The sequence below is a fragment of the Malikia sp. genome (assembly GCF_028687635.1).
Lineage (GTDB): Bacteria > Pseudomonadota > Gammaproteobacteria > Burkholderiales > Burkholderiaceae_C > Malikia.
Genome location: NZ_JAQTZS010000033.1, coordinates 1 through 24,400, shown reverse-complemented (window position 1 = coordinate 24,400; position 24,400 = coordinate 1). Strand labels below are relative to the sequence as shown.

Here is a 24,400-nt window from a genome sequence, read left to right as displayed (position 1 = left end):
CCCGCAGGAATACCCTGAGATAATGTGCGACTATGGCAGACACTCCGACTTTCGTCAGCAGTCCTGCGCCCACCCAGGGTGCGGGAAGCTGGCTGTTGGGTCGGCATCGTGGGCCGCTGACGGTCACCGATGATTTCAGCGTGCTCGACGACCCGGTCGAGCAGCAGGACTTCACCCAGGACTGCGAAGTCCAGGGGCAGCTGGCCTGCGAGTCCGTGCTGCTGGTGCAGGGCATGTACTGTGCGGCCTGCTCGGATGCGGTCGAGTCCGCCATCGCCGGCAAGCCCGGCGTGCTGTCCGCCCAGGTGCATGCGGCCACGCGGCGTCTGATCGTGCGCTGGGACCCGGCGCGCACCCGGATCTCCGAACTGGCGCGCGCGGTCGGCGATGCCGGCTACCGTCTGCTGCCGCTGCAGCAGGCGCTCAGCGTCAGCGAACGTCAGGCCGAGACGCGCAAGGCGCTCTGGCGCCTGTTCGTCGCGGGCTTTTGCATGATGCAGGTCATGATGTACACGACGCCGATGTATGTCACCGAGCCCGGCGAGATCGCCCCCGACCTGCTGCACCTGCTGCGCTGGGCCTGCTGGATCCTGAGCGTGCCGGTGCTGTTGTTTGCCAGCGGCCCCTTCTTTCGCAGTGCCTGGCGCGACCTCAGGCGCGGCCGCGTCGGCATGGACACCCCGGTCTCGATCGGCATCCTGGTGACCTTCGTGGCCAGCAGCGGGGCCACCTTCGATCCGGCCGGCCCCTGGGGCAGCGAGATCTGGTACGACTCGCTGACCATGTTCGTCTTCTTTCTGCTGGGTGGGCGCTACCTCGAACTCAAGGCGCGTGACCGCACCGCCGGCGCGCTCGACGCGCTGATCAACCGCCTGCCCGAGCGCTGCGAGCGTCAGCTGGCCGACGGCAGCTTCGAGGCCGTGTCGCTCAAGCGCCTGCAGCTGGCTGACATCGTGCGGGTGCAGGCCGGCCAGGCCTTTCCGGGCGACGGCCTGCTGCTGAGCGACGGCGCGACGGTCGACGAGGCGCTGCTGACGGGCGAGTCCCACCCCGTGACGCGCCGCCAGGGCGAGTCGCTGGTGGCTGGCAGCTACAACCTGGCGGGCGCCGCGCTGATGCGCGTCGAGCGCCTGGGGCGTGACACCCGCTTTGCCCAGATCGTCCAGCTCATGGAGCGCGCCTCGACCGAGAAGCCGCGCCTGGCGCAGCTGGCCGACCGCATCGCCGCGCCTTTCCTGGTCGCCGTGCTGCTGGCGGCCGCCCTGTCGGGCTGGTGGTGGTGGCAGATCGACCCGGATCGGGCGATCGCGGTCGCGGTGGCGGTGCTGATCGTCACCTGCCCCTGCGCGCTCTCGCTGGCGACGCCCGTCGCCATGCTGGCCGCCGCTGGCGCGCTCGCCAAGCGCGGCGTGCTGGTGCGGCGCCTGCAGGCCTTCGAGGAGCTGGCCGGCATCGACACCGTCGTGTTCGACAAGACCGGCACGCTCACGCGCGACCGCGTGGTGTTGCGGCAGACGATGACCCGCGCCGACCTCACGGCTGGACAGGCGCTGGCGCTGGCCGCGCCACTGGCGCGCGCCTCGCTGCACCCGGTCTCGCGTGCCATTGCCCGGGCGGCGCAGGCCGATGGCCTGCCCGAAGCCGCCTTCCTCGAGGTTCAGGAGCTTCCCGGTCTGGGCCTGCAGTCCGGGTCGGACGGTGCCATGCTCAGGCTGGGCTCGGCCACCCTGTGTGGCCTCGACGAGGCTGATCTGTTGCGCGAGGGCAGGGCGGTGGCCGACCAGCCCTGCGCCTATCTGGCGGATGTCGCCGGCTGGGTCGCGACCTTCGTGCTTGACGAGGGCGTGCGCGAGGAGGCCGCCGCCGTGGTCGCGCGCTTGCACGCGCTCGGCCTCGAAACCCGTCTGCTTTCGGGTGACCGGGCGCCGGCGGCCGAGCGCGTGGCGCGCCAGCTCGGTATTCATCAGGTGACCGCGCAGGCCAGCCCCGAGCGCAAGCTCGCCGAGCTGCTTGAGCTGCAGCGGCAAGGCCATCGCCTGGCCATGGTCGGCGATGGCCTCAATGACGGCCCGGTGCTGGCGCGGGCCGACAGTTCGTTCGCGCTCGGCCATGGCGCGCCGTTGGCGCAGGCGCAATCCGATTTCGTGGTGCAAAGCGGCCAGCTCGACGAGCTGGTGGCGGCCATCGAGCTGGCACGCAAGACCCTGTTGGTCGTGCGGCAGAACCTGCTGTGGGCGGCGGTCTACAACCTGATCGCCGTGCCGTTGGCGCTGGCCGGCTGGATGCCGCCCTGGCTGGCCGGGCTCGGCATGGCGGCCAGCTCGCTGCTGGTCATGGGCAACGCCCTGCGGCTGGCGCGCGTGCCGCAATCCCGACTGACCTGACGGAGCTGTCAACGATGGAATCCATGTACCTGCTAATTCCCCTGTCCGTCCTGCTGGTGCTCGGCATCATGGGACTGTTCTGGTGGGCCCTCCAGGGCGGGCAATTCGACAATGTCGAACGCGAAGGCGAGCGCATTTTTCATGGGGATTGACCCAGGTCAATACCCATTTTGTCATCAAGGTCGAAACTTCAATTCAAAGCAGTGTTTTAATAGGAGAGTTTGCATGTCAGTGATAACAAGGGATTCCCTACCGGGGGTCTACAACGACAAGGTCATCCGGCAGTTTGCCATCATGACCGTGGTCTGGGGCGTGGTCGGCATGCTGGTGGGCGTGATCATCGCTTCCCAGCTGGCCTTCCCCGAACTCAACCTGGGTCTGTCCTGGACTTCGTTCGGTCGCCTGCGCCCGCTGCACACCAACGCAGTGATCTTCGCCTTTGGCGGTTGCGGACTGTTCGCCACCAGCTACTACGTGGTGCAGCGCACCTGCCAGACCCGTCTGTTCGCCGGCCCGCTGGCGACCTTCACTTTCTGGGGCTGGCAGCTGGTCATCCTGCTGGCGGTGATCTCATTGCCGCTGGGCTACACCCAGGGCAAGGAGTATGCCGAACTGATCTGGCCGATCGATGTCCTGATCACCCTGGTCTGGGTGGCCTACGCCATCGTGTTCTTCGGCACCGTCGGTACCCGCAAGGTGCGCCACATCTACGTGGCCAACTGGTTCTTCGGCGCCTTCATCATCGCCGTCGCGCTGTTGCACATCGTCAACAGTGCCGCCATGCCGACCAGCTGGACGCACTCGTATTCGGCCTACGCCGGTGCACAGGATGCGATGGTTCAGTGGTGGTACGGCCACAACGCGGTGGGCTTCTTCCTGACCGCCGCCTTCCTGGGCATGATGTACTACTTCATCCCCAAGCAGGCCGAGCGTCCGGTCTACTCCTATCGCCTGTCCATCGTCCACTTCTGGGCGCTGATCTTCACCTACATGTGGGCGGGTCCGCACCACCTGCATTACACCGCGCTGCCGGACTGGACCCAGTCGGTCGGCATGATCTTCTCGCTGATCCTGCTGGCGCCGTCCTGGGGCGGCATGATCAACGGCATCATGACCCTGTCGGGTGCCTGGCACAAGCTGCGTGACGACCCCATCCTGCGCTTCCTGATCGTCTCTCTGTCCTTCTACGGCATGTCGACCTTCGAGGGTCCGATGATGGCCATCAAGACCGTCAACGCCCTGTCGCACTACACCGACTGGACCGTGGGTCACGTGCACTCCGGCGCCCTGGGCTGGGTGGGCCTGGTCACCATGGGTTCGCTCTACTACCTGATCCCGCGCCTGTACGGACAGAAGAAGATGTACTCGGTGCCCGCCATCGAGCTGCACTTCTGGGTCGCCACCATCGGCATCGTGCTCTACATCGCCGCGCTGTGGATCTCGGGCGTGACCCAAGGTCTGATGTGGCGTGCCCTCAATGACGACGGCACCCTGACCTACACCTTCGTGCAGTCCGTCAAGGCGTCCATCCCCTTCTACATCATCCGTCTGGTCGGCGGCCTGCTCTACCTGACCGGCATGATCGTGATGCTGTGGAACACCGTGATGACCGCGCGCCAAGGCCTCAAGGCCGGTGCCGTGCCCGTGGTGCAAATTCCCGCCATCGCCGCCCACGCCTGAGGAGTAAAGACAAATGGCTAACCACAACGAACCCATCAAGGGCTTCACGCACGAGCGGATCGAGACCAGCAACTTCCTGATGATCGTCCTGATCGTCCTGGTGCTGTCGGTCGGCGGCCTGCTCGAAATCGTGCCGCTGTTCTTCCAGAAATCGACCACCCAGCCGGTCGAGGGCCTCAAGCCCTACACCTCGCTGCAGTTGTATGGTCGCGATGTGTACATCCGCGAGGGCTGCTACAACTGCCACTCGCAGATGATCCGTCCCTTCCAGGCCGAGACGCTGCGCTACGGCCCGTACTCGCGTGCCGGCGAGTCGGTCTACGACCACCCCTTCCAGTGGGGCTCCAAGCGCACCGGTCCTGACCTGGCCCGCGTGGGCGGCCGCTATTCCGACGAATGGCACCGCATCCACCTGATCAACCCGCGTGACGTGGTGCCCGAGTCCATCATGCCGGCCTACCCCTGGCTGGAAAAGGATCTGGTCGACGCCGCCGTCATGCCGGGTCGCCTGGCCGCGATGAAGAAGCTCGGCGTGCCCTACAGCGACGAGGAAGTCGCCAAGGCCGCTGACGACGTCAAGGGCAAGACCGAGCTTGAGGCTGTGATTGCCTACCTGCAGGTTCTCGGCACCGCCATCAAGTAACACAGGAAGGGCGACATGGACATCACCGACGTGCGTATCGGCGTCACGCTGATCAGTTTCGTGGCTTTCATTGCCATCATGGCCTGGACCTGGTCCAGACGCAACAAGTCCGACTTCGATGAGGCGTCCGGTCTTCCCTTCCGAGACGAATAACGAGAAAGAGAACCATCATGAGTGACTTTGTAAACAGTTTCTGGGCATGGTATGTGACCGTCATCGTCATCGTCTCCATCGCCTACTGCGTGTGGGTGCTGTGGAGCAACGGTAAGGTCAAGTTCACCCCCGGCGATACCACCGGCCATGTCTGGGACGGCAACCTGCAGGAGATGAACAACCCGCTGCCCAGGTGGTGGGTCGGCCTGTTCTGGATCACCATCGTGTTCGCGATTGGCTACACCTTCCTGTATCCGACGCTGGGCACCAGCGGCGGCAAGCTGGGCTGGACTTCGGCCGGTCAGCATGCCAAGGAAGGTGAGAAGCTGGCTGCGACCATCGCCCCGGTCTACGAGAAGTTCAAGGGCATGTCGGTCGAGGAACTGGCCAAGGACCCCAAGGCCCAGCTGATTGGCGACCGCCTGTACCAGAACTTCTGCTCTCAGTGCCATGGCGCCGACGCGCGCGGTAGCAAGAGCTTCCCCAACCTGGCCGATGGCGACTGGCTGGGTGGCGACGGCAGTCACGGCTACATCAAGACCACGATCGCCAACGGCCGCATGGGCGTCATGCCTCCGATGGCGGCTGCGGTCGGGACGCCTGAAGACGTGCGCAACGTGGCTGAATATGTGCTGAGCCTGTCGGGCACCGCCAGCGACCCGGTCAAGGCGGCCCTGGGCAAGGACAAGTTCGCGGCTTGCGCGGCCTGCCACGGTGCCGATGGCAAGGGCAACTCGGCAGTAGGGGCTCCCAACCTGACCGACAATGTCTGGCTGCATGGCTTCGGTGCCGATTTCATCGTGAAGATGATCAACGAAGGCAAGACCAACGTGATGCCGGCCCAGAAGTCCAAGCTGACCGAAGACCAGCTGCATGTGCTGGCTGGCTATGTCTGGGGTCTGTCGCATTCCGCCAAGTAATCCCCGCGTGGGATAGTCCGAGCTGAGGCTCGCTCGACAGCCCTGGCAGGCCCTTGCGGGTCTCCAGGGCGTCTTCGTTTAGAGAAAGTGCAAAAGGACCTATGGAAAGCAAGCAGCCGCAAGGCCAGCCCTGGTATCGTGAGCCCATGATGTGGATGGTGTTGGGCGGACCGCTGGCGGTGGTGATCGCCTCCGTGGTCACCTATGTGCTCGTCGTGCGTGGCTCCGATCCGGTGCTGGAGCGCGACCCCATCAGCGAGGCGCAGCGCGTCGGCAAGGAACTCACGCCGGAGCAGATCGAGAGCCTGCAGCCGGCGGTCAAGGCGCGCAACCATGTCGCGTCGCCCCCGGTTCAGTCCGACAAGTGATGCAGCGGCCCGCCCCTGAGGCAGTCAGTCGCAGGCTGGCGGGTTGACGATCCTGCGCAGCGCATCGGTATCCTTGATCTGGACATAGCGCTGCTTGACCTCGATGATGCCTTCCTCCACGAATTTGGAGAAGGTGCGGCTGACGGTCTCCAGCTTCATGCCGAGGTAGCTGCCGATCTCCTCGCGCGTCATGCGCAGCACCAGCTCGGACTGGGAGAAGCCGCGCGAGTGCAGGCGCTGCACCAGGTTCAGCAGGAAGGCGGCCAGCCGCTCCTCGGCCCGCATGCTGCCCAGCAGCAGCATGACGCCGTGGTCGCGCACGATCTCGCGACTCATGATCTTGTGCACATGGTGCTGCAGCGCACTGAACTCGCGCGACAGCGATTCGAGCCGGTCGAAGGGCAGTACGCAGACCTCGGCATCCTCCAGCGCGACGGCATCGCAGGCGTGCTGGTCGTTGACGATGCCGTCCATGCCCAGGATTTCACCCGTCATCTGGAATCCCGTGACCTGGTCGCGGCCGTCGACCGAGGTGACGCAGGTCTTGAAGAAGCCCGATCGCACCGCATAGAGCGAGGTGAAGGGGTCGCCGTGGCTGAACAGCGACTGGCCGCGCTTGACGCGCTTGCGGGTGCTGATCACGCTGTCAAGGCGGTTCATCTCGTCTGGCTTCAGACCCATGGGCAAGCAGAGCTCGCGCAGGTTACAGCTCGAACAGGCCACTTTGATGCTGTGTATATCCATAAAGATGCTCAATCAACTTGTCATTTTAGCTGGCCGCGGTGACTTACCGAATCCACCTTGCCTGGATCTGGCTGTAATTCTTGTTTGACCCACGTCAAGGTCAATTTTGCCAATTTGCGGCACAGTCGAGCCCAATCTTGGAGAACCCGCCCGTGAGCCACGCAATCGACGAGCAACTTCTCCGGCGCTTCGATGTGCCGGGGCCCCGCTACACCTCTTATCCCACCGCCGACCGCTTCGTCGAGGCCTTTGGCAACGACAGCTACATCCAGGCGCTTGAGCAGCGCCGCGCCGGCTCCATGGCACTGCCGCTGTCGCTTTACGTGCACATTCCTTTCTGCGAGTCGCTGTGCTACTACTGCGCCTGCAACAAGGTCATCACCAAGCACCACGGCAAGTCGGAAGAATACCTGCGCTACCTGTCGCGCGAACTTGAACTCCAGGTCGAGCATTTCGGGCGCGGCCATGACGTCTCGCAGATGCACCTGGGCGGCGGTTCGCCGACCTTCCTGAGCGATGTCGAACTCTCCGACCTGGTCGACATGATAAGGCGTCATTTCAATCTCGTTGCGGGGGGGGAATTCTCGATCGAGGTCGACCCGCGCACCGTCACGCCCGCGCGCCTGCGGCACCTGCATCGCCTCGGCTTCAACCGGCTGAGTTTCGGCGTGCAGGATTTCGATCCCACGGTGCAGAAAGCGGTGCACCGGGTGCAGCCGGCCGAGCAGGTGTTCGCCCTGGTCCAGGCCGCGCGCGAGATCGGCTTCGAGTCGATCAACGTCGACCTGATCTATGGCCTGCCGTTGCAGACACCGGAATCCTTCCGCCACACGCTGGAGCAGGTCAGGGCTTTGCGTCCCGATCGCATCGCGCTCTACGCCTACGCCCACCTGCCGACGCGCTTCAAGCCGCAGCGGCGCATCCTGAGCGCCGAGCTGCCGAGTCCGGCCGAAAAGCTCACGATGCTGTCCAACTCGCTCAACATCCTCCACGATGCGGGCTACGACTATGTCGGCATGGACCATTTCGCGCTGCCCGAGGACGCGCTGGCCGTCGCCAAGCGCCAGGGCCGGCTGCACCGCAACTTCCAGGGCTACAGCACCCAGCCCGACTGCGACCTGATCGCGCTGGGCGTGTCGGCCATCGGCCGCATCGGTGCGACCTACAGCCAGAACGCCAAGACGCTGGACGAATACTATGACGCGCTCGACCAGGGTCGCCTGCCCATCGTGCGCGGGCTGGCGCTGACCCGGGACGATATCCTGCGCCGCGCGGTGATCATGGCCATCATGTGTCAGGGTCAGGTCGATTTCGAAGCCATGGGCAATGCCCACCTGATCGATTTTCCGTCCTATTTCGCGCGCGAACTGGAGCGCCTGCGCGATTTCGAGACCATGGGCCTGCTGACGGTGGGGGAGGGCAGCCTCGAAGTGACCGCGCAGGGCTGGTACTTCGTGCGCGCCATTGCCATGACCTTCGACAAGTACCTGCAGGGCGATCAGGACCGGGCGCGCTTCTCCAAGATCATCTGAAATCCCGGAGGCTATCGGGCGGCTGCTACAGTTCGCCCATGCTTTCGTCGATGATGATTTCGGCCCTGCTGATGGGCCTGGTAGGGGGGCCGCACTGCGTGGCCATGTGCGGCGCTGCCTGCGCGGGCATTGCGCGCGGCGCGGGCGACGGCAGGGCCGGCACCTTGGCGCTCTGGCGTTTCCAGCTCAGCCGACTGCTGGGCTACAGCCTGCTCGGGGCGCTGGCTGGCGGCACCGTGGAGGGACTGGCCTGGATGGGTACCCACACCGCGCTGCTCAGGCCGGTCTGGATCCTGTTGCATGTGGCGGCCCTGCTGCTGGGCCTGATCCTGCTGTTCCAGGGCCGGCAGCCGGCCTTCGTCGACGGCTGGGGCCAGGGTGTCTGGCGCCGGATCCGGCCGCTGCTGGCGCGCCTGGGGCCGCGCGCGCCCATCGTGCTGGGGCTGGGCTGGGCCTTGATGCCTTGCGGCTTGCTGTATTCGGCCCTGCTGGTGGCTTCGCTGTCGGCCAGCGCGCTCGGCGGTGCCTGGCTGATGGCGGCCTTCGCCGTCGGCACCATGGTGTCGCTGCTGATCGGTCCCTGGCTGCTGCTGCGCCTGAAGGACGCCGGGTCCGGCCAATGGGGCATGCGCCTGGCCGGCCTGGCCTTGGCGGCGACCTCGGGCTGGGCGCTCTGGATGGGCATCACCCAGCCCACCGGGCTCTGGTGCGCCTGAGCGGGCAGCCGAGTTTCAGCGCCGGTCAGCGCACCTCGTCGACCAGGGTCTTGAAGTCATCGATGTCCTCGAAGCTGCGGTAGACGCTGGCAAAGCGCACATAGGCCACCTTGTCGAGCTTCTTGAGCTCGCGCATCACGAGTTCGCCGAGCTGGTGCGTGGGCACCTCGCGGGCGCCGAGGGTGAGCAGCTTTTCCTCGATGCGTTCGGTGGCGGCATCGACCTGCTCGGTGCCGACCGGGCGCTTGCGCAGCGCCAGCGCCAGGCTGGCGCGCAGCTTGGCCGGGTCGTAATCGATCCGGCGGCCGTCCTTCTTGACCACCATCGGAAAGCTGACTTCGGGCCGCTCGTAGGTGGTGAAGCGCTTGTCACAGGCGCTGCAGCGGCGGCGCCGGCGCACGATGCCGCTGTCCTCGGAGAGCCGGGTTTCGACCACCTGGGTTTCGGCATGGCCGCAGAAAGGGCATTTCATGGGGCCGGGGCATTCGCATCGATCAGCGGTAGACCGGGAAGCGGCTGGTCAGCGCCTCGACCTTGGCGCGCACGGCGGCGATGTTGGCCTCGTCACGCGGGTTGTCGAGCACGTCGGCGATCAGGTTGGCCGTCAGGCGGGCTTCCTCTTCCTTGAAGCCGCGGGTGGTGAGGGCCGGGGTGCCGATGCGCACGCCGCTGGTCACGAACGGCTTTTCCGGGTCGTTCGGGATCGCGTTCTTGTTGATGGTCATGTGGGCGGCGCCCAGCACGGCCTCGGCTTCCTTGCCGGTGATGCCCTTGGCGCGCAGGTCGACCAGCATGACATGGCTCTCGGTGCGGCCGGAGACGATGCGCAGACCGCGCTGGGTCAGCGTTTCGGCGATGACCTGGGCGTTCTTGATCACCTGGGCCTGGTAGGCCTTGAACTCGGGCGTCAGCGCTTCCTTGAAGGCGACGGCCTTGGCGGCGATGACATGCATCAGCGGGCCGCCTTGCAGGCCCGGGAAGATGGCGCTGTTGATCGCCTTCTCGTGCTGGGCCTTCATCAGGATGATGCCGCCGCGCGGGCCGCGCAGGCTCTTGTGCGTGGTCGAGGTCACGACGTCGGCGAAGGGCACCGGGTTCGGGTAGAGGCCGGCGGCGATCAGGCCGGCGTAGTGGGCCATGTCGACCATGAAGATCGCGCCGACTTCCTTGGCGATGTTGGCGAAGCGCTCGAAATCGATGCGCAGGCTGTAGGCGGAGGCACCCGCCACGATCAGCTTGGGGCGGTGCTCACGCGCCTTGGCTTCCATCGCGTCGTAGTCGATCTCTTCCTTGTCGTTCAGGCCGTAGGAGACGACGTTGAACCATTTGCCCGACATGTTCAGCGGCATGCCGTGGGTCAGGTGGCCGCCTTCGGCCAGGCTCATGCCCATGATGGTGTCGCCGGGCTTGAGGAAGGCCAGGAAGACCGCTTCGTTGGCCGAGGCGCCACAGTGCGGCTGCACGTTGGCGGCGTCGGCGCCGAACAGCTGCTTGATGCGGTCGATCGCGAGTTGTTCGGCGATGTCGACGAATTCGCAGCCGCCGTAGTAGCGCTTGCCCGGGTAGCCTTCGGCGTACTTGTTGGTCAGCTGGCTGCCCTGGGCGGCCATGACGGCGGGCGAGGCGTAGTTCTCGCTCGCGATCAGCTCGATGTGGTGTTCCTGGCGCGCGTTCTCGGCCTGGATGGCGGCGAACAGCTCGGGGTCGGTTTGCTCGATCAGGATGTTGCGGTCGTACATGGCAGTCCTTGGAAAAATATGCTTCCCTGCGCGGTCGTGACGGTGACAGGGGCTGCCCAGGCGAACGGCTGAATTGACTGTACGCTTCCTGGTGGTAATCCCACCTCGGCGAGGACAGCCAGCAAGGCCAGTCCCAGCCTATCGCCAGTCGCGCACGGGCGGGATTTTATCAGGAGCGCTGCAGCTTGCCCGCTTCGGGGGTGCCGGCATCCGCCTCTAGCTCGCGCACTGCGGCTGGCAGCCGCGCAGGCGCAACCGACGCGGTGGCGTTGTCCCTGATGGGCAGCTTGACGCCGCGCGCGACGCTGCGCAGGCGTTCCTGCTCGGCCATCACCTTGGCGACATAGTCGCTGCCGTCGGTTTCGACGGCGCCGACGTAGCGGCGCAAGCCGCCCTCGATCGTGCCGGCGTTGCGGATGCAGTCCTGCAGCACCTGGACGCCCACGCGCAGGTTGACCAGCGGGTCGAAGGCGGCCTGCTTGCCGCCGAAGTCCTCGTACTTGTCCGAGTGCACCCGGGTCAGGACCTGCATCAGGCCCTGCGCGCCGACGGGGCTCTGCGCGAACGGGTTGAAACGCGACTCGATCGCCATCACGGCCAGGATCAGGGTCGGATCGAGCTTGATCCGGCGACCGATCGCGAAGGCTTCGGCGACCAGCGCGCCGACGGGCTCGGGCGCGACGCGGTACTTGCGGCTGATCCAGTGCGCGACCTGGGCCTGCTCCTTGGGCAGGGTGGCCTTGAGGGTCGGTTCGGCACGGTCCTTGGCGTCGGAATCGACTTCCGCCGTCGCATCGCTGCCCTGGCGTTGCTGCAGCCAGCCGAGCAGCTTTTGTTCGGCGTCGTTGCGCAACCTGGGGTTGGCCAGCAGGATCAGGGTGGCCAGGGCCAGTCCGAGTCCGAGCAGCGCCATGCCGCTGTGCGTGATGGCGTATACCGCCTTGAACAGGTGATCTGCGGATTGGCGCAGCAAGCCTTTGTTGGGGGGGGACAGGGTGGGGTTTTGCGCTGTCATAGCACACTCCTTTCTACGCGGCACCTGTGCCTGAGCCTGGGTGCGCCTTGATTGGGGGGTCGCCATCGAAAACCCTTGAGGGTCATCGACTTAGCCGGGTTCGGCAGCGTCTCGAATGCTTCCTTTTGGGGCAAGCGAACCGAATGTTAGGGGTATTGACATATTGAGTCAATACTTATGAAGTTATTCTTTATATAAGAAAATGAATAAAGCGTGATTTCGACACACATTTTCACTGGCGTGACAAGGGGGGGTGGCTGTCTATCGGGAAAGCCTGTGGAATTGAAAAAAACTGTTGGCAAACCCCGAGCTGAGTCCATAAACTGGGCTTGCCTGTCGTTGACGGGCCTGTTGCCCGCACCGAGGTCCGCCCTCTCTGCCTGGTGCATTCGACGGAGGCAATCTCTTGCTTCCACGACCTTCAGGACAGCCAACTCCTGGGGCCGTCAAGCGCAGCTGCCAGTGTGCAGATGCAAAGACCCCGGCAGGTTCAGCCTGCCGGGGTCTTTCGTTGGTGGGGCTTGCCGGACAGCGGGTACTGGTCGGCGGGATCCGTTGGTTCAGTCGCGCGTGGCCTTGCGCCTGATCTCGGCGATATAGGCCTGGCCGTCCGGCGGGCGGCCGGCGCGCTGGCTTTCCCAGATCATGCGTCCGAGCGATTCCATGACTTCGTGGTGCGCTTCGTGCAGCGAGTCGCGCCGGGCCGCCAGCAGCTCGACCGCCTGCCTGATGCCGGGCGGTTGGTCGATCGAGCATTGCTCGCTGATGCTCAGGTGCATGGACAGGTGCAGGAAGGGGTTTTCGCGCTGGTCAGCGGGCTCTTGCATGCGGCGCAGCGCCTCGTCGACATCGGAGAGGTCGGCGTGGTACTCGGGGTGGCGCTGGATCCATTCGCTGGCCAGCACCTCGATCGCTTCCATCGGCTGGCCCTGCTGGTGCTTGGCATGGACGGCGCAGAAGAAGCGCCGCACGTCGGCTTGGGAGGGTGTGAACATGGGCCGATTTTGAACCATGAGCGGACTCTTTGTTGTTCTACCACGACATGTTTCTGACCGGAATCAAGCGGGTCTGGGACGGCTGGTTCTGAGTGGCCGTTCGGCGTTCAGGCGCAGCCGGCAAAGCCGTTCTGGCGCCAGGCCTCGAAGGCGATCACCGCGACCGCGTTCGACAGGTTGAGGCTGCGCTGGCCCGGGCGCATCGGCAGCCGCAGCCGCTGTGCGGGCGCGAAGGTCTCGCGCAGCTCGGGCGGCAGGCCGGCGGTCTCGGAGCCGAACACCAGCCAGTCGCCGGTCTGGAACGCGACCTCGTGCGCGGGACGCGAGCCCTTGGTGGTGAGCGCGAACATCCGCCCGGGGTCGGGTTGCATGGCGTGCAGGAAGGCGCTCCAGTCGGCGTGGCGGCGCAGCTCGGCGTACTCGTGGTAGTCGAGCCCGGCCCGGCGCAGCAGCTTGTCGTCCATCGAGAAGCCCAGCGGTTCGATCAGGTGCAGCTGGCAGCCGGTGTTGGCGCAGAGCCGGATCACGTTGCCGGTGTTGGGCGGAATTTCGGGATGGACGAGGACGAGGTGGAACATGATTTCAATCTAGATTGGGGGCAGGGGTGCGGGCGAACACCAGCGCGCTGACCTGGGCCGCGCCGGCGGCCAGCAGCGCGGCGGCGGCCGAATCCAGTGTCGCGCCAGTGGTCATGACATCGTCGACCAGCAGGATGCGGCGACTGCGCAGTCGCCGGCTTGTCGCCGGGTTGACGCTGTAGGCCTGCAGCGCGTTGGCGAAGCGCTGCTCGCGCGGCAGTTCGTGCTGGGTCGCTGCCAGGGCCTGGCGTTGCAGCAGTCCGGGCAGGGCTGCTGGCGCGTCGCCTTGCTGGCCGAGCTGGCGCCGCAAGGCCCTGACCAGTTCCCAGGATTGGTTGTAGCCGCGCTCGCGCAGCTTGTCCGCGCTCAGGGGGATGGGGGCGAGCAGATCGGTCTGGCGCAACAGGTCGGCCAGTCCGTGGGTGTCGGCCAGCATCTGCGCCAGCGGGCTGGCCCAGGCCGGGTCGCGCTTGAGCCTGGCGACCAGGGCCGACCAGGGATGTGCGTAGTCGACCCGCGCCAGACAGCGGTGCAGGTGGCCGGGAGCGGACTCGGCACAGCGCGAGCAGCGTTCCAGCCCGGGCGCCAGCGCCAGGGCGCAGCCGGGGCAGCGCGGCATCACCCGGCCGTGGCTGGCCAGGCAGTCGGCGCAGACCGGACGGGCCGGCCAGCGCGCGCAAACGGCGCAGCTCGCCGGCCAGGCTTGCAGCCAGCGGCGCAGCGGATCTTTCATGCGCCGAATATACTGCGGCGCCCGCGGGCCTGCTGTCCGCCCTCGTCCCAACATCACCTTCGATTGTCCGTCATGCAAGCAGAATCCCCAGGCCAGGAAAGGCCGGTGCCCGGCCTGGACCCCATCGCAGCGCGCCGCTGGCGCGAGCACCGCCGCGAGGCCAGCCCCTGGCTGCACGAGGAGGTGGGCGCCCGCATGGCCGAGCGCTTGCACTGGATCAAGCAGGCCCCGGCGCGCTGGCTGGACTGGTCGCCGCTCAGCGGTGGCCTGCGGGCGCATCGGTTGGTGTCCGAGCGTTACCCGGATGCCAAGGTCGCGCTCGCGGGTGACGCCACCCAGGCGGCCGCCGACAGCCTGCGTCGCCAGTCGCCGCGCGGCTGGAACCCGCTCAAGTGGCTGGCCTCGGGTCCGGTGCCGCATGACGACAGTCCCGGCGCGGCTGGCCTGCTGTGGGCCAACATGGCGCTGCACCAGGAGCCGCTGCCGCGCGCGCTGCTGAGCCGCTGGCTGGAACTGCTGGAGGTCGATGGCTTCCTGATGTTTTCCTGCCTGGGGCCGGACAGCCTGCGCGAGCTGCGGGCGGTGTACGCCCGGCAGGGCTGGCCGGCGCCGACGCATGCCTACACCGACATGCACGACTGGGGCGACATGCTGGTCGAGGTCGGCTTTGCCGAGCCGGTGATGGCCATGGAGCGCATCACCCTGTCCTACCCGGACGCCGGGCGGCTGCTGCGTGACCTGCGTGACTGGGGCCGCAACCTGAACCAGGCGCGTTTCGCGGGCCTGCGCGGCCGGCGCTGGAAGCAGCAACTTGAGCAGGCGATCGAGGCCGGCCTGCCGCGCGACGCGCAGGGCCAGCTGTTGCTGAGCTTCGAGGTGATCTACGGCCACGCGGTCAAACCCAAGCCGCGCGTCCGGCTCGAATCGACCAGCACCGTTTCGGTCGATCAGATGCGCTCCATGCTGCGCCAGCCCAGGACTTGAGTCCGCGCCCGCCGCCTGTTGGGTATTCGTTGGAGAATCCCCGGATGGACATCCTTAGAACTTCAAGCGCGATGCCGAGGCGTCGACAATGGTTGCTGGGCCTGGCGGCCGCCTGCGGCAGCGCCTGGCTGCTGGCTGGCTGCGGCGACAAGCCGGCTTTTCGGGGTGTCGACATCAGCGGCGCCGACTATGGGCGGGAATTGAGCCTGCCCGACCAGCAGGGCCGCATCCGCAGCCTGGCCGAATTCAAGGGCCAGCTGGTGGTGCTGTTCTTTGGCTACACCCAGTGCCCCGACGTCTGTCCGACCGCGTTGTCCGAGCTGGTGCAGGCCAAGCAGCGGCTCGGTGTCGATGGGGCCCGGTTGCAGGGATTGTTCGTCAGCGTCGACCCCGAGCGCGATACGCCCGAGATCATGCGGGCCTACCTGGCCAGCTTCGACCCCGGCTTCCTGGCGCTGCTGCCGACGCCCGCGCAGTTGCCCGCGCTGGCCAAGGCCTTCAAGGTCCATTACAAGAGGGTCGAGGGCAGGACGCCGACCAGCTACACGATGGACCACTCGGCCGGCAGCTATGTCTATGACACGACGGGCCGGCTGCGCCTTTACCACCGCTACGGCAGCGGCGCCGAGGCGCTGGCCGCCGACCTCAGGCTGCTGCTGGCCGAGGCGCGCTGAAGGCGAGAACGGGTCAGGCCGGCCAGCCGGCTTCAGGCGCCGTGCTTGTCCTTCTCGGAGGTGAAGGCGTCGGCGTAGAACTCGTCGGCCGGCAGGCCGGCCTTGGCGACATAGTCGCGCTGCGCCGACTCGACCACGATCGGCGCGCCGCAGGCGTAGACCTGGTGGCCCGAGAGGTCGGGGCAATCCTGTAGCACGGCCTCGTGCACGAAGCCGGTGCGCCCGCTCCAGCCGTCCTCGGGTTGCGCGTTGGAGACGACCGGCACGTAGCTGAGGTTGGGCATGGCGGCGCATTGCTCGGCGATCCAGTCAGCCTGGTAGAGATCGACCGGACGGCGACCGCCCCAGTAGAGCGTGGCGGGCCGTGTGCTGCCCTTTTCGCGCATATGCTCGATGATGGCCTTGATCGGCGCGAAGCCGGTTCCCGAGGCCAGCAGCACGATCGGCTTGTCGGAGTCCTCGCGCAGGAAGAAGCTGCCGAAAGGGCCTTCGATGCGCAGGATTTCCTTTTCCTTCATGGCGCCGAAGACATGGTCGGTGAACTTGCCGCCCGGCATGTGGCGGATGTGCAATTCCATCGCGGGCTTGACGGCCTGCTGGTGCGGCGCGGTGGCCATCGAGTAGGCGCGGCGCGAGCCGTCCTTGAGCAGGAATTCGATGTATTGGCCGGCGTGGTACTGGAAGCTGTCGTTGGCGGGCAGTTGCAGCTGGACCACCATGACGTCGGGCGAGGCAAGCGCCAGGCTGCTGACGCGCACCGGCAGCTTCTTGATCGGCAGTGCGTCGATCGCGGTCACCTGGCGCGCTTCGAGCACGAGGTTGCTGGTCGCGGTGGCGCAGCAGGTCAGCACGAAGCCGGCGGCTTCTTCCTCGGCGCTCAAGGCCTTGGCCTGGTGCTCGCCATGGACCACGCTGCCCGAGAGTTTCTTGCACTTGCACGAGCTGCAGGCGCCGTCCTTGCAGCCGTAAGGCAGACCTATGCCCTGGCGGATGCCAGCGGCCAGGAGGGTTTCGCCGGGGTTGACGCTAAAGGCTCGGCCGCTGGGCTCGACGGTGATCTGGAATGTCATACAGTCTTGGATGTAGTGGTGGGCGGGGTTGCGCTGGCAGCCAGGGATTTTCTCAAACTTGGATTTTGCAATGGCTTTTCTGGGTGCCTTGCCGGCGCGCTTTCGGCGCGAGCGGGTCTTGATCGTGGGCTGTGGCGATGTGGGGCTGCGCAGCGCGCGCTCGCTCGGCGGCGGGCCGCAGGGGGCGGGCGCAGGCGGACGGGTCCGCCTGTTCGCGTTGACCTCGACGCCGGAGCGTGTGGCCGCCTTGCGTGCCGCCGGGATCACTCCACTGGCGGGCAACCTCGACGATCCGGCGAGTCTGCGTCGGCTGGCGGGTCTGGCCACGCGCGTGCTGCATCTGGCGCCGCCACCGGGCGCTGGCGCGAGCGATCCGCGCAGCCTGGCCCTGGCGCGCGCGTTGGCGCGGCGCGCGCGTCCGCTGGCACTGGTCTATGGCTCGACCAGCGGTGTCTATGGCGACTGCGGCGGCGCCTGGGTCGACGAGGTCCGGGCGGTCAATCCGGCCACGCCGCGCGCGCGCCGGCGCGTGGCCGCCGAGGGCGTGCTGCGCGCCTGGGGCCTGGCCTGCCGCGTGCCGGTCAGCGTGCTGCGGATTCCGGGCATCTATGCGCCCGACCGCGAGGGCGGCACGCCGCGCGAGCGCCTGCTGCGCGCAACGCCCGTGCTGCGGCGCGAGGACGATGTGCATACCAACCATATCCATGCCGATGACCTGGCGCGCGCCTGTGTCCGGGCGCTCTGGCGCGCGCCGGTGCAGCGGGTCTTCAATGTCTGCGACGACACCGAGCTGAGCATGGGCGACTATTTCGATTTGGCCGCCGACCTCTACGGCTTGCCAAGGCCCGAGCGGGTCTCGCGCGAGCAGGCAAGAGAGCGGCTGTCGCCGATGACGCTGAGCTTCATGGGGGAGTCCCGGCGACTGCGCAACGCACGCTTGAAGCGCGAGCTCGGGCTTAGGCTGCGCTACGCCACGGTGGCGCAGGGCTTGCATGGTGCTTGAAGCCGGGGCCGGAAAGCAAAAAAGCGACACCTTGCGGATGTCGCTTTTTTTCTGTCTGGTCGGGGTCGCTCTCGAAAGATAATCACAAGTGATTGATTTTCAATGGTGCCTGTTTTGGTTTTTGAAAATGTGCCCCCAAATGTGCCCCCAAACCTGAAAGGATACCCCCCGTGAAGCTGACCGACGCGACCTTGCGCAACCTGAAAGACCCCGGCAAACACTTCGACGGCGGCGGCCTCTATCTGGAACTGACCCCCGCTGGCGGCCGTTACTGGCGCATGAAGTACCGCCACGGCGGCAAGGAAAAGCGCCTAGCCTTTGGGGTGTACCCGGCTATCGGCCTCAAGGAAGCCCGGGAACGTGCCGCCGAAGCCCGCAAGGCATTGGATGCCGGCGACGACCCCGGCGAGCTGCGCAAGACCGCCAAGGCCAAGGAAGCGCACGACCACGCCAACACCTTGGAAGCCGTCGCGCTGGACTGGATCGCGCACCAGTCGAGCCGATGGAGCGACGACCACCGCGAGCGCATCAAGGGATCACTGGCAGCCGACATATTCCCCAAGCTGGGCGGACGGCCCCTGGCCAGCATCAAGCCGGGTGAGGTCATGGCGGCTGTCAAGGCAGTAGAGAAGCGCGGGGCAGGGGATACGGCCGGGCGCATCCTGCAACGCATCAAGGCGGTTTACCGCTGGGCGGTCACGCATGAGCGGATCGAGGCAAACCCCATGCTTGATCTGATGCCAGCCGAAATCCTGAAGCCGCGCCAGTTGCGACACCGGGCTGCCATGCCCGACAAGGAATTGCCCGACTTCCTGCCCAGGCTGGACACCTATGACGGCGACCCCGGAACCGTGCTGGCCCTGCGCCTGTTGATGCTGACTGCCACACGCCCGGGCGAGGTGCGCGGGGCACGCTGGGCAGAATTTGACCTGGAAGGGGCCTTGTGGACCATCCCGCCCGAGCGGATGAAGATGAAGGTTGAACACCGCGTGCCGCTGTCCCGGCAGGCGCTGGAAGTGCTGAAGGCTGCCCAGGCCCTGAGCGCCGGCCGTGATCTGGTGTTCCCGTCGCCCTACTACCAGGGCAAGGATCAGCCCCTGAGCGAAAACACCTTCAACAGCGCCATAGCCCGCATGGGCTACAAGGGCACCGCCACCGCCCACGGCTTCCGGGCGCTGTTTTCGACGGTAGCCAACGAGTGCGGCATGAATCCTGACGTGATCGAGCGCCAGTTAGCCCACAAGGAGAAGAACGAGATCCGGGCCGCCTACCACCGCAGCCAGTACATGCAGGACCGAACCCGCCTGATGCAGTGGTGGGCGGACTACCTGGACGGCCGCAAGGCCGGGAACGTGGTCCCTTTCACCCAGCGGGCCGCCTGAGTAGCCCCAGCAGCAAGACCGCCCCGCCAGACCGGCCGGGCGGCTTTTTTACGCCTGCACGGCATGACTATTACCAGTGGGGGTATCTTGAGGCTTCAGACTTACACATTTACCATTTTTTTCCAGAAAAAGGTGTTTTTCGTTTGCCAGGCCACTATTCAACGGGAACTGACGGGAACCATGGGAACCTGACGGGAACCTTAGAGTGAAAACGCCAAAAAACAGACGGGAACCTAGACGGGAACCAAGTGGGAACCTAGACGGGAACCTGCTATGTATGAGTGAGTATCTATTTCTCATACATATACATATACACCCCCTGCCGTTTTTCTCTATTTCCTGCCTTCCCGTCCTCCCCCATTCCGGCCCGCTACGCACTGTCTCGCACAGTGCCGGAAATGAGCGCAAAGGATTTTTCCTGGTGCCCCTTTGTCCGGGCCGGCGATGGGCTGCGCCTGCTGTCGAGGTTCCCAAACCGGCCGCCTGCCGGGAACCCTGCTGTGTGGGCAATGTGGCCGGCCGGCAGCGCCAGCAGATCGGCCCATGGGCGGCGATCCGCTGCGGGTCGAGGCAGCCCCAGCCGGCCGGCCTGCCGAGGGCTTGAGCGCCTGCGGTGCTGCCGGTGCTGCTCCTGGTCGAGTTGGCCGCGTGCCTTCCCTTGCTGGTGCCGGTGCTCCTGGTCGAGCGCCTGCCGGGAACCCGGTCGCCTGAGCTGCGACCACGGCCGGCAGCCCTGCCAGATCGAGCCATGGCCGGCGGTCCGCTGCGGGGCAGGGCTACCCCAGCGGGGCTGGCTTGCCGAGGGCTTGAGCGCCTGCGGTGCTGGCTACCGGCGGTGTTCTTGGTCGAGCTGGCCGGCTGCCTGCCTTGCTGGTGCTGGTGTTTCTGGTCGAGTTGGCCGGCAGCGATCCGCCCGGGCTGGTCGAGTGCCTGCCGGGAACCCGGCCGCCTGAGCGGCGACCGTGCCGGCGGTTCCGACTGCGACGGCCGGCCTAGACCGTGCTCACGCAAGCACACATGCCGCGTCAAAGCGTCACAGTCACACCATGGATCGGCGATCCGCTGCGGGGCAGGGCAACCCTAGCGGGCCGGCCTGCCGAGGGCTTGAGCGCCTGTGGCGCTGCCGTGGCGGCCGCTGTCAGTCGAGCGGCCGGCGGTGTTCCTGGTCGAGCTGGCCGGCTGCCTGCTGAATCTGGCCGTATATAGCATAATAGCTATAACATGACACGATGGACCGTAACACTTCACCCTCTTGCAGAGCCTGAAATCGAGGCGCTTCCCGCTGACATGCAAGCCCGATTCCTGCGCACTGCGGAACTGTTGGAGAGCTTCGGGCCGCAGGGCGTGGGGATGCCCCACGTCCGCCCCATCGAGGGCAAGCTGTGGGAAATGCGGATGCAAGGCCGAGACGGCATTGCCCGCGCCCTGTATGTCGCTGCGCATGGTCGAACCCTGCTAGTGCTACATGCCTTCGTAAAGAAGACGCAAACCACCCCCAGGGCTTCAATCGAGACAGCCCGTAAACGCTTGGAGATGGCCCCATGAAAACCCTTTCAGACCTGAAATCCCGCCTGCTGGCGAATCCTGATACCCGGGCCGAATATGACGCGCTGGCCGATGAATTCGACATGGCCCGGCAATTGATAGAAGCCCGCACCCGCGCCCACCTGACACAAACCGAGGTCGCGCAGCGCATGGGAACCACGCAAAGCGTTGTCGCAAGGCTTGAGAGCGGCAAGCGCCCGCCGTCGCTGCGCACCGTTCAGCGATACGCCCAGGCTGTAGGCGGTCGAGTGGTGCTGCGAATCGAGCCCTTCGCGGCGGCATGAGAAACGGCCCATGGGCGGCGATCCGCTGCGGGGCAGGGCTACCCCAGCGGGGCTGGCCTGCCGAGGGCTTGAGCGCCTGCGGTGCTGGCTATCGGCGGTGTTCCTGGTCGAGCTGGCCGGCTGCCTGCCTTGCTGGTGCTGGTGCTCCTGGTCGAGCGCCCGAATGAATCAATGGACTGACTTGATGTACCCAAAAAATGAATGCGTAGCCGCTGCGGCTGCAATCAATGACTGGTGGATAAAGCTTGACAACTGGACTGTTCGGCAGGGTTTGCTACTGTTGACCGGAATAGACCCGCATCGGGCGCATTGTTTCGAGTTCACGGAAAATGGCATTAAGGCAAAACCTCCGACCGGCACTGTCGTAGGTGGGCCAACATGGCATAGTATCGGAGCCCCGCCAGATCGGGTTATATGGACTGATGCAGACAAGGCAGCCGGTCGGCCCCCTGTTATCGAGGATGGATCAGCCGCTGATTTTTATCAGATTTACAGGTTGAATGAGCTGTTTCAGCATTGGGGGGCAACCCATCTGGATGACAGGCGGAAGCCAGCGCCGCCAAGGTATTTCATTGAATATGCCGTCCGCAAAGATTTGCGCCCGTTCTGGCTGGATGCGCTGATTGAAACCGGGTTCAAGCTGGAATCTGACAAGGCATCGCCTGTAGCAAATCAGGCTCATGTCGAGCCGGTTTCAAGGTTTGAAGCCCAGGAAGCCGAAATACTGGCGGCTATCCGTGCCGCCGGGCGCGACCCGTTGTCACTCCCCGAGAGACAGGCCGGAAAACCTGGCATCAAGTCAGAAATCAGGGGCCGGCTGGTCGGTAATAGCAAGAACTTCCCGAAGAACGGCAGCCAGTTTGATAAGGCGTGGATACGTCTTCGGGCAAGCGATCAAATCGTCGATTGACCCTGTGCCCTCTGGTATGTACCCAACTGGTAGAGGGTAGACACTTGCGGTAGTAGATACCCGTCGGCAGATCATCCGCACCGTGAAGAACAAACACGGAATCGAGATGATCCAATCTAACCGCCACCTTTCCTCGCCTGCCACGGAAAAGCCCGAGCCTGAACGCCTGCTGGCGCTGCCCGAAGTCGAGCAACAAACGTCGCTGAAGAAAACCACGATTTACGGTCTGGTCCGGGATGGCAAGTTTCCGCCACCGATCCGCTTAACTCGACGCGCCAGCCGCTGGCCGGCCTCCCAGGTGCAAGCCTGGATCGTGGACCGCATCAAGGCGGGGGCCGTCTGATGCGCGGTGCCCACCACCCCGAAAGCGGCCTGCAAGACGCGAGCCCGCAAGACCTCCGGGCAACCCTTCGCAGCCTGCAAGACGCGGCCCGCCAGGCATCCGCCCGAGAGCAGCAAGAGCAAGCCCGCCAGGCGGCCGCCCGTCGCCTGCGGGAGGCGGCCCGCTTCGCTGACATGCACGCGGTGGCGGCGCCGCTGCTGAACAAGCGCATGGGGCAAGGCAAGACTGCTGTCCTGGTGCGCTTTTCGATGCCCGGCGTCCTGCGGGTGCTCGATCCCATGACCGGCCGCGAGCTGGCCCGCAGCGAAGCCGGAGCGCCCGACAAGCTGGCGGCTGACTTCGACCCGCTGGCCGGTCTGATCGGGAGGGACCACGCATGAGCGGCATCATCACGCGCGACTGGCTGCGCCTTCACGAAACCTGCATCTACATCGAAGCCTTCGCCAAGGCACGCCGCATGACCGCGCCCACGATCCGCACCAAGGCCCCTAGCAGGCCCACCAGCGCACGCGGCGTGATCGACATGGGCCAGCGTACCCAGCGCCAGCAAAAGAGCGCCAGGCCGTGCCATAATGGCCGCAAGCCGAAAGGCCCGATGCTTGAAAACATCTTTGGTATAGCGGTTGCAGCCCCCACCGACAAGCGGGGTTTTGTCATGTCCGGTTTCGTCCGTCATGGGGATTCCCATGTCGGCATGGTTGCGGGCGGGATGGGCTTATCCGAGAGGACGGCCGCACGGCTATACCCGTGTTTTCAACATCCCTGCCCACCCCTGCGCTTGAAAACGCGGGGAGTGGCTTCTGAGTCTCGTATAGGAGTCCCGACCATGAACCAATCCGTAACCCTGGTGCGCAATGTCGCGCCTACCCTTTCCATAGCCGGCCGTCGCGCTGCGCCCAGCCAGTCCGCCACGGACAGCAACGACCCCCAGATCATCGCCTTGCACGCTGCGGCCGAAAACGCCTTGAGCATGGCGATCGCCGTGCTGCGCAACCCGGCCGGCACCGCTGCCGATCTGCAACGCGCGACAGGCCGCGTGATCCGCGCCGCAACCCTGCTCAAGCGTGCCTGTGCCGCTCAGGCGCAAGGAGTGGCGGCATGAGCGCCAACCGTCAAAGCCTGCAACTGGTTTCCGCTCGACCCCAGTCCACCGACCATCTGCAAGAGCTACGCCGGCATGTCGGTGCTGCCAGCCTGTTGATCGATGCGCTGACAAAAGAGCTGGACAAGGCCAAGGCCGCGCTAGCTTCCCTGGAACGGGTGGCAGCATGAGCGACGGCACGCTGACCCAACACGCCGACCACGGCGTAACCCTGAGCGCCGCCCGGCAGGTTGTGGCCATGGATGCATGCTGGGAGATTGAGCAACTGGCCGCGCATCTGGCCAGCAACGTGATACCGGATCACGACCCGCTGCACCTGGTTGTGCGAGGCATCGCAGGGCGCATTCGGAGCCTGTCGCGGGTTCTCATGTCCGGTCTGGATGATGAACTTGAACCCGTGGCGCATCTGGAACGTGAGGTGTTCGGCACCGCGCAAAGGGAGGCCACATGATCGACGTTCTGATTCAAGGCCGCCTGCGCGGTGGCGTGACCATCAAGCCGAGCAAGCAGGGCAAGGACTACGCGATATTTCGGCTGGGTGTGACCGACAAGAATGGCGACTCCATCCTGTGCGGCTGCATCACCTTCGAGCCGGCGGCCGTGGAAGCGGTGCAGCGTCTGGGCGACGGTGACAGCGTGGCGGTATCCGGCGAAGCGACGATTCGCACCTGGCAGGACAAGAGCGGCCAGGAACGCCACGGGCTGGATGTGATGGCCTACCAGGTCATGAGCGCCTACCACGCCGGCCGCAAGCGGGCCAGCCGCCCACAAGACGAACAGCAATTCTCAATTTGGACTCAGGGAGGGGCAGGCGGGGGCTGCGGCCCCTCGGTCAGGCACAGGATCATGAACTCGATCATGGCCGACCAACTGGGGAAGTGGCAGTAGGTGGTCAGTGCGCGC

At 65.7% G+C, this 24,400-nt stretch carries 30 protein-coding genes and 1 riboswitch; of the genes, 22 read left to right on the top strand and 8 right to left on the bottom strand.

Annotated elements, in window-relative coordinates; translation table 11 throughout:
* The first annotated feature begins 32 nt into the window (after nucleotides 1-32).
* The 7 genes from PHR85_RS14035 (at nucleotide 33) to PHR85_RS14005 (ending at nucleotide 6,148) form a co-directional block, all read left to right on the top strand.
* Entirely contained in the window at nucleotides 33-2,384 is a 2,352-nt protein-coding gene (locus PHR85_RS14035) for a cation-translocating P-type ATPase (protein WP_300055434.1), read from the top strand.
* 14 nt (nucleotides 2,385-2,398) lie between these two features.
* Nucleotides 2,399-2,536, top strand: a complete 138-nt coding sequence (gene ccoS, locus PHR85_RS14030; RefSeq protein ID WP_300055431.1) for a cbb3-type cytochrome oxidase assembly protein CcoS — start codon at nucleotides 2,399-2,401, stop codon at nucleotides 2,534-2,536.
* 73 nt (nucleotides 2,537-2,609) lie between these two features.
* Entirely contained in the window at nucleotides 2,610-4,064 is a 1,455-nt protein-coding gene (gene ccoN / locus PHR85_RS14025) for a cytochrome-c oxidase, cbb3-type subunit I (RefSeq protein WP_300055428.1), read from the top strand.
* A gap of 13 nt (nucleotides 4,065-4,077) precedes the next feature.
* On the top strand, nucleotides 4,078-4,707 hold the full coding sequence (gene ccoO / locus PHR85_RS14020) for a cytochrome-c oxidase, cbb3-type subunit II (protein ID WP_300055425.1): 630 nt from the start codon (nucleotides 4,078-4,080) through the stop codon (nucleotides 4,705-4,707).
* Nucleotides 4,708-4,722: 15 nt separating this feature from the next.
* Nucleotides 4,723-4,860: a cbb3-type cytochrome c oxidase subunit 3 gene (locus tag PHR85_RS14015; RefSeq protein WP_300055422.1), complete on the top strand. Its 138-nt coding sequence runs from the start codon at nucleotides 4,723-4,725 to the stop codon at nucleotides 4,858-4,860.
* A gap of 17 nt (nucleotides 4,861-4,877) precedes the next feature.
* Nucleotides 4,878-5,780: a cytochrome-c oxidase, cbb3-type subunit III gene (gene ccoP, locus PHR85_RS14010; RefSeq protein ID WP_300055420.1), complete on the top strand. Its 903-nt coding sequence runs from the start codon at nucleotides 4,878-4,880 to the stop codon at nucleotides 5,778-5,780.
* 101 nt (nucleotides 5,781-5,881) lie between these two features.
* The gene (locus PHR85_RS14005; RefSeq protein ID WP_300055418.1) at nucleotides 5,882-6,148 is read left to right on the top strand and encodes a nitrogen fixation protein FixH; all 267 of its coding nucleotides are present in this window, start codon (nucleotides 5,882-5,884) and stop codon (nucleotides 6,146-6,148) included.
* Between the two features lie 24 nt (nucleotides 6,149-6,172).
* On the opposite strand, the gene fnr is transcribed toward PHR85_RS14005, so the two are convergent.
* On the bottom strand, nucleotides 6,173-6,892 hold the full coding sequence (fnr, locus tag PHR85_RS14000) for a fumarate/nitrate reduction transcriptional regulator Fnr (protein ID WP_300055415.1): 720 nt from the start codon (nucleotides 6,890-6,892) through the stop codon (nucleotides 6,173-6,175).
* Nucleotides 6,893-7,044: 152 nt separating this feature from the next.
* Here fnr and hemN point away from each other — a divergent pair, with 152 nt between their 5' ends.
* Both hemN and PHR85_RS13990 read left to right on the top strand, forming a co-directional pair.
* On the top strand, nucleotides 7,045-8,424 hold the full coding sequence (hemN, locus tag PHR85_RS13995) for an oxygen-independent coproporphyrinogen III oxidase (RefSeq protein ID WP_300055412.1): 1,380 nt from the start codon (nucleotides 7,045-7,047) through the stop codon (nucleotides 8,422-8,424).
* Nucleotides 8,425-8,474: 50 nt separating this feature from the next.
* Nucleotides 8,475-9,140 (top strand): sulfite exporter TauE/SafE family protein, encoded by a 666-nt coding sequence (locus tag PHR85_RS13990; protein WP_367278759.1) that lies wholly within the window; start codon nucleotides 8,475-8,477, stop codon nucleotides 9,138-9,140.
* Between the two features lie 25 nt (nucleotides 9,141-9,165).
* Here PHR85_RS13990 and nrdR read toward each other — a convergent pair whose 3' ends face one another.
* From nrdR to PHR85_RS13960, 6 genes are all read right to left on the bottom strand, one after another.
* A complete protein-coding gene (nrdR, locus tag PHR85_RS13985; protein ID WP_300055407.1) occupies nucleotides 9,166-9,612 on the bottom strand; it encodes a transcriptional regulator NrdR in 447 nt (148 codons plus the stop codon).
* 22 nt (nucleotides 9,613-9,634) lie between these two features.
* A complete protein-coding gene (glyA, locus tag PHR85_RS13980) occupies nucleotides 9,635-10,879 on the bottom strand; it encodes a serine hydroxymethyltransferase (RefSeq protein WP_300055403.1) in 1,245 nt (414 codons plus the stop codon).
* Between the two features lie 47 nt (nucleotides 10,880-10,926).
* Nucleotides 10,927-11,041: riboswitch (ZMP/ZTP riboswitch) on the bottom strand.
* A gap of 7 nt (nucleotides 11,042-11,048) precedes the next feature.
* On the bottom strand, nucleotides 11,049-11,792 hold the full coding sequence (locus PHR85_RS13975) for a lytic transglycosylase domain-containing protein (RefSeq protein WP_300055452.1): 744 nt from the start codon (nucleotides 11,790-11,792) through the stop codon (nucleotides 11,049-11,051).
* Nucleotides 11,793-12,454: 662 nt separating this feature from the next.
* A complete protein-coding gene (locus PHR85_RS13970) occupies nucleotides 12,455-12,889 on the bottom strand; it encodes a DUF1841 family protein (RefSeq protein WP_300055400.1) in 435 nt (144 codons plus the stop codon).
* 107 nt (nucleotides 12,890-12,996) lie between these two features.
* On the bottom strand, nucleotides 12,997-13,467 hold the full coding sequence (gene trmL / locus PHR85_RS13965; protein ID WP_300055397.1) for a tRNA (uridine(34)/cytosine(34)/5-carboxymethylaminomethyluridine(34)-2'-O)-methyltransferase TrmL: 471 nt from the start codon (nucleotides 13,465-13,467) through the stop codon (nucleotides 12,997-12,999).
* 4 nt (nucleotides 13,468-13,471) lie between these two features.
* On the bottom strand, nucleotides 13,472-14,200 hold the full coding sequence (locus PHR85_RS13960) for a ComF family protein (RefSeq protein WP_300055395.1): 729 nt from the start codon (nucleotides 14,198-14,200) through the stop codon (nucleotides 13,472-13,474).
* Between the two features lie 72 nt (nucleotides 14,201-14,272).
* Between PHR85_RS13960 and PHR85_RS13955 the strand changes: the two genes are divergently transcribed.
* Nucleotides 14,273-15,184: a biotin synthase gene (locus PHR85_RS13955; RefSeq protein WP_300055392.1), complete on the top strand. Its 912-nt coding sequence runs from the start codon at nucleotides 14,273-14,275 to the stop codon at nucleotides 15,182-15,184.
* Between the two features lie 71 nt (nucleotides 15,185-15,255).
* Nucleotides 15,256-15,858, top strand: coding sequence for an SCO family protein (locus PHR85_RS13950; RefSeq protein ID WP_300055389.1), 603 nt, complete (start codon nucleotides 15,256-15,258; stop codon nucleotides 15,856-15,858).
* 32 nt (nucleotides 15,859-15,890) lie between these two features.
* Here PHR85_RS13950 and PHR85_RS13945 read toward each other — a convergent pair whose 3' ends face one another.
* The gene (locus PHR85_RS13945) at nucleotides 15,891-16,928 is read right to left on the bottom strand and encodes a CDP-6-deoxy-delta-3,4-glucoseen reductase (RefSeq protein WP_300055386.1); all 1,038 of its coding nucleotides are present in this window, start codon (nucleotides 16,926-16,928) and stop codon (nucleotides 15,891-15,893) included.
* Nucleotides 16,929-16,998: 70 nt separating this feature from the next.
* Between PHR85_RS13945 and PHR85_RS13940 the strand changes: the two genes are divergently transcribed.
* The 11 genes from PHR85_RS13940 to PHR85_RS13890 all read left to right on the top strand — a co-directional run bounded on the left by PHR85_RS13940 (nucleotide 16,999) and on the right by PHR85_RS13890 (nucleotide 24,385).
* Nucleotides 16,999-17,931, top strand: a complete 933-nt coding sequence (locus tag PHR85_RS13940; RefSeq protein ID WP_300055385.1) for an SDR family oxidoreductase — start codon at nucleotides 16,999-17,001, stop codon at nucleotides 17,929-17,931.
* 170 nt (nucleotides 17,932-18,101) lie between these two features.
* Entirely contained in the window at nucleotides 18,102-19,313 is a 1,212-nt protein-coding gene (locus PHR85_RS13935; protein ID WP_300055382.1) for an integrase arm-type DNA-binding domain-containing protein, read from the top strand.
* Between the two features lie 1,221 nt (nucleotides 19,314-20,534).
* On the top strand, nucleotides 20,535-20,858 hold the full coding sequence (locus PHR85_RS13930; protein WP_300055380.1) for a type II toxin-antitoxin system RelE/ParE family toxin: 324 nt from the start codon (nucleotides 20,535-20,537) through the stop codon (nucleotides 20,856-20,858).
* Complete coding sequence (locus tag PHR85_RS13925) at nucleotides 20,855-21,142, top strand: helix-turn-helix transcriptional regulator (RefSeq protein WP_300055377.1); 288 nt, start codon at nucleotides 20,855-20,857, stop codon at nucleotides 21,140-21,142. Before PHR85_RS13930 ends, PHR85_RS13925 begins: the two co-directional genes overlap by 4 nt.
* A 163-nt stretch (nucleotides 21,143-21,305) precedes the next feature.
* Complete coding sequence (locus PHR85_RS13920; RefSeq protein ID WP_300055374.1) at nucleotides 21,306-22,052, top strand: hypothetical protein; 747 nt, start codon at nucleotides 21,306-21,308, stop codon at nucleotides 22,050-22,052.
* 82 nt (nucleotides 22,053-22,134) lie between these two features.
* A complete protein-coding gene (locus PHR85_RS13915) occupies nucleotides 22,135-22,395 on the top strand; it encodes an AlpA family transcriptional regulator (protein WP_300055371.1) in 261 nt (86 codons plus the stop codon).
* Complete coding sequence (locus PHR85_RS13910; RefSeq protein WP_300055368.1) at nucleotides 22,395-22,775, top strand: hypothetical protein; 381 nt, start codon at nucleotides 22,395-22,397, stop codon at nucleotides 22,773-22,775. The genes PHR85_RS13915 and PHR85_RS13910 overlap by 1 nt, the downstream gene beginning before the upstream one ends.
* Nucleotides 22,772-23,497: a hypothetical protein gene (locus PHR85_RS13905; RefSeq protein ID WP_300055366.1), complete on the top strand. Its 726-nt coding sequence runs from the start codon at nucleotides 22,772-22,774 to the stop codon at nucleotides 23,495-23,497. Before PHR85_RS13910 ends, PHR85_RS13905 begins: the two co-directional genes overlap by 4 nt.
* Complete coding sequence (locus PHR85_RS13900; RefSeq protein WP_300055364.1) at nucleotides 23,494-23,667, top strand: hypothetical protein; 174 nt, start codon at nucleotides 23,494-23,496, stop codon at nucleotides 23,665-23,667. Before PHR85_RS13905 ends, PHR85_RS13900 begins: the two co-directional genes overlap by 4 nt.
* Nucleotides 23,664-23,948, top strand: a complete 285-nt coding sequence (locus PHR85_RS13895) for a hypothetical protein (protein ID WP_300055361.1) — start codon at nucleotides 23,664-23,666, stop codon at nucleotides 23,946-23,948. Before PHR85_RS13900 ends, PHR85_RS13895 begins: the two co-directional genes overlap by 4 nt.
* The gene (locus tag PHR85_RS13890; protein WP_300055358.1) at nucleotides 23,945-24,385 is read left to right on the top strand and encodes a single-stranded DNA-binding protein; all 441 of its coding nucleotides are present in this window, start codon (nucleotides 23,945-23,947) and stop codon (nucleotides 24,383-24,385) included. Before PHR85_RS13895 ends, PHR85_RS13890 begins: the two co-directional genes overlap by 4 nt.
* Nucleotides 24,386-24,400 lie beyond the last annotated feature (15 nt).

What these genes read in the sequence shown, in the direction of transcription:
- PHR85_RS14035 (WP_300055434.1), top strand. Translation starts at nt 33, where the DNA reads ATGGCAGACACTCCGACTTTCGTCAGCAGTCCTGCGCCCACCCAGGGT.
- ccoS (WP_300055431.1), top strand. Translation starts at nt 2,399, where the DNA reads ATGGAATCCATGTACCTGCTAATTCCCCTGTCCGTCCTGCTGGTGCTC.
- ccoN (WP_300055428.1), top strand. Translation starts at nt 2,610, where the DNA reads ATGTCAGTGATAACAAGGGATTCCCTACCGGGGGTCTACAACGACAAG.
- ccoO (WP_300055425.1), top strand. Translation starts at nt 4,078, where the DNA reads ATGGCTAACCACAACGAACCCATCAAGGGCTTCACGCACGAGCGGATC.
- PHR85_RS14015 (WP_300055422.1), top strand. Translation starts at nt 4,723, where the DNA reads ATGGACATCACCGACGTGCGTATCGGCGTCACGCTGATCAGTTTCGTG.
- ccoP (WP_300055420.1), top strand. Translation starts at nt 4,878, where the DNA reads ATGAGTGACTTTGTAAACAGTTTCTGGGCATGGTATGTGACCGTCATC.
- PHR85_RS14005 (WP_300055418.1), top strand. Translation starts at nt 5,882, where the DNA reads ATGGAAAGCAAGCAGCCGCAAGGCCAGCCCTGGTATCGTGAGCCCATG.
- fnr (WP_300055415.1), bottom strand. Translation starts at nt 6,892, where the DNA reads ATGGATATACACAGCATCAAAGTGGCCTGTTCGAGCTGTAACCTGCGC.
- PHR85_RS13990 (WP_367278759.1), top strand. Translation starts at nt 8,475, where the DNA reads ATGATGATTTCGGCCCTGCTGATGGGCCTGGTAGGGGGGCCGCACTGC.
- nrdR (WP_300055407.1), bottom strand. Translation starts at nt 9,612, where the DNA reads ATGAAATGCCCTTTCTGCGGCCATGCCGAAACCCAGGTGGTCGAAACC.
- glyA (WP_300055403.1), bottom strand. Translation starts at nt 10,879, where the DNA reads ATGTACGACCGCAACATCCTGATCGAGCAAACCGACCCCGAGCTGTTC.
- PHR85_RS13975 (WP_300055452.1), bottom strand. Translation starts at nt 11,792, where the DNA reads ATGGCGCTGCTCGGACTCGGACTGGCCCTGGCCACCCTGATCCTGCTG.
- PHR85_RS13970 (WP_300055400.1), bottom strand. Translation starts at nt 12,889, where the DNA reads ATGTTCACACCCTCCCAAGCCGACGTGCGGCGCTTCTTCTGCGCCGTC.
- trmL (WP_300055397.1), bottom strand. Translation starts at nt 13,467, where the DNA reads ATGTTCCACCTCGTCCTCGTCCATCCCGAAATTCCGCCCAACACCGGC.
- PHR85_RS13960 (WP_300055395.1), bottom strand. Translation starts at nt 14,200, where the DNA reads ATGAAAGATCCGCTGCGCCGCTGGCTGCAAGCCTGGCCGGCGAGCTGC.
- PHR85_RS13955 (WP_300055392.1), top strand. Translation starts at nt 14,273, where the DNA reads ATGCAAGCAGAATCCCCAGGCCAGGAAAGGCCGGTGCCCGGCCTGGAC.
- PHR85_RS13950 (WP_300055389.1), top strand. Translation starts at nt 15,256, where the DNA reads ATGCCGAGGCGTCGACAATGGTTGCTGGGCCTGGCGGCCGCCTGCGGC.
- PHR85_RS13945 (WP_300055386.1), bottom strand. Translation starts at nt 16,928, where the DNA reads ATGACATTCCAGATCACCGTCGAGCCCAGCGGCCGAGCCTTTAGCGTC.
- PHR85_RS13940 (WP_300055385.1), top strand. Translation starts at nt 16,999, where the DNA reads ATGGCTTTTCTGGGTGCCTTGCCGGCGCGCTTTCGGCGCGAGCGGGTC.
- PHR85_RS13930 (WP_300055380.1), top strand. Translation starts at nt 20,535, where the DNA reads ATGACACGATGGACCGTAACACTTCACCCTCTTGCAGAGCCTGAAATC.
- PHR85_RS13925 (WP_300055377.1), top strand. Translation starts at nt 20,855, where the DNA reads ATGAAAACCCTTTCAGACCTGAAATCCCGCCTGCTGGCGAATCCTGAT.
- PHR85_RS13920 (WP_300055374.1), top strand. Translation starts at nt 21,306, where the DNA reads ATGAATCAATGGACTGACTTGATGTACCCAAAAAATGAATGCGTAGCC.
- PHR85_RS13910 (WP_300055368.1), top strand. Translation starts at nt 22,395, where the DNA reads ATGCGCGGTGCCCACCACCCCGAAAGCGGCCTGCAAGACGCGAGCCCG.
- PHR85_RS13905 (WP_300055366.1), top strand. Translation starts at nt 22,772, where the DNA reads ATGAGCGGCATCATCACGCGCGACTGGCTGCGCCTTCACGAAACCTGC.
- PHR85_RS13900 (WP_300055364.1), top strand. Translation starts at nt 23,494, where the DNA reads ATGAGCGCCAACCGTCAAAGCCTGCAACTGGTTTCCGCTCGACCCCAG.
- PHR85_RS13895 (WP_300055361.1), top strand. Translation starts at nt 23,664, where the DNA reads ATGAGCGACGGCACGCTGACCCAACACGCCGACCACGGCGTAACCCTG.
- PHR85_RS13890 (WP_300055358.1), top strand. Translation starts at nt 23,945, where the DNA reads ATGATCGACGTTCTGATTCAAGGCCGCCTGCGCGGTGGCGTGACCATC.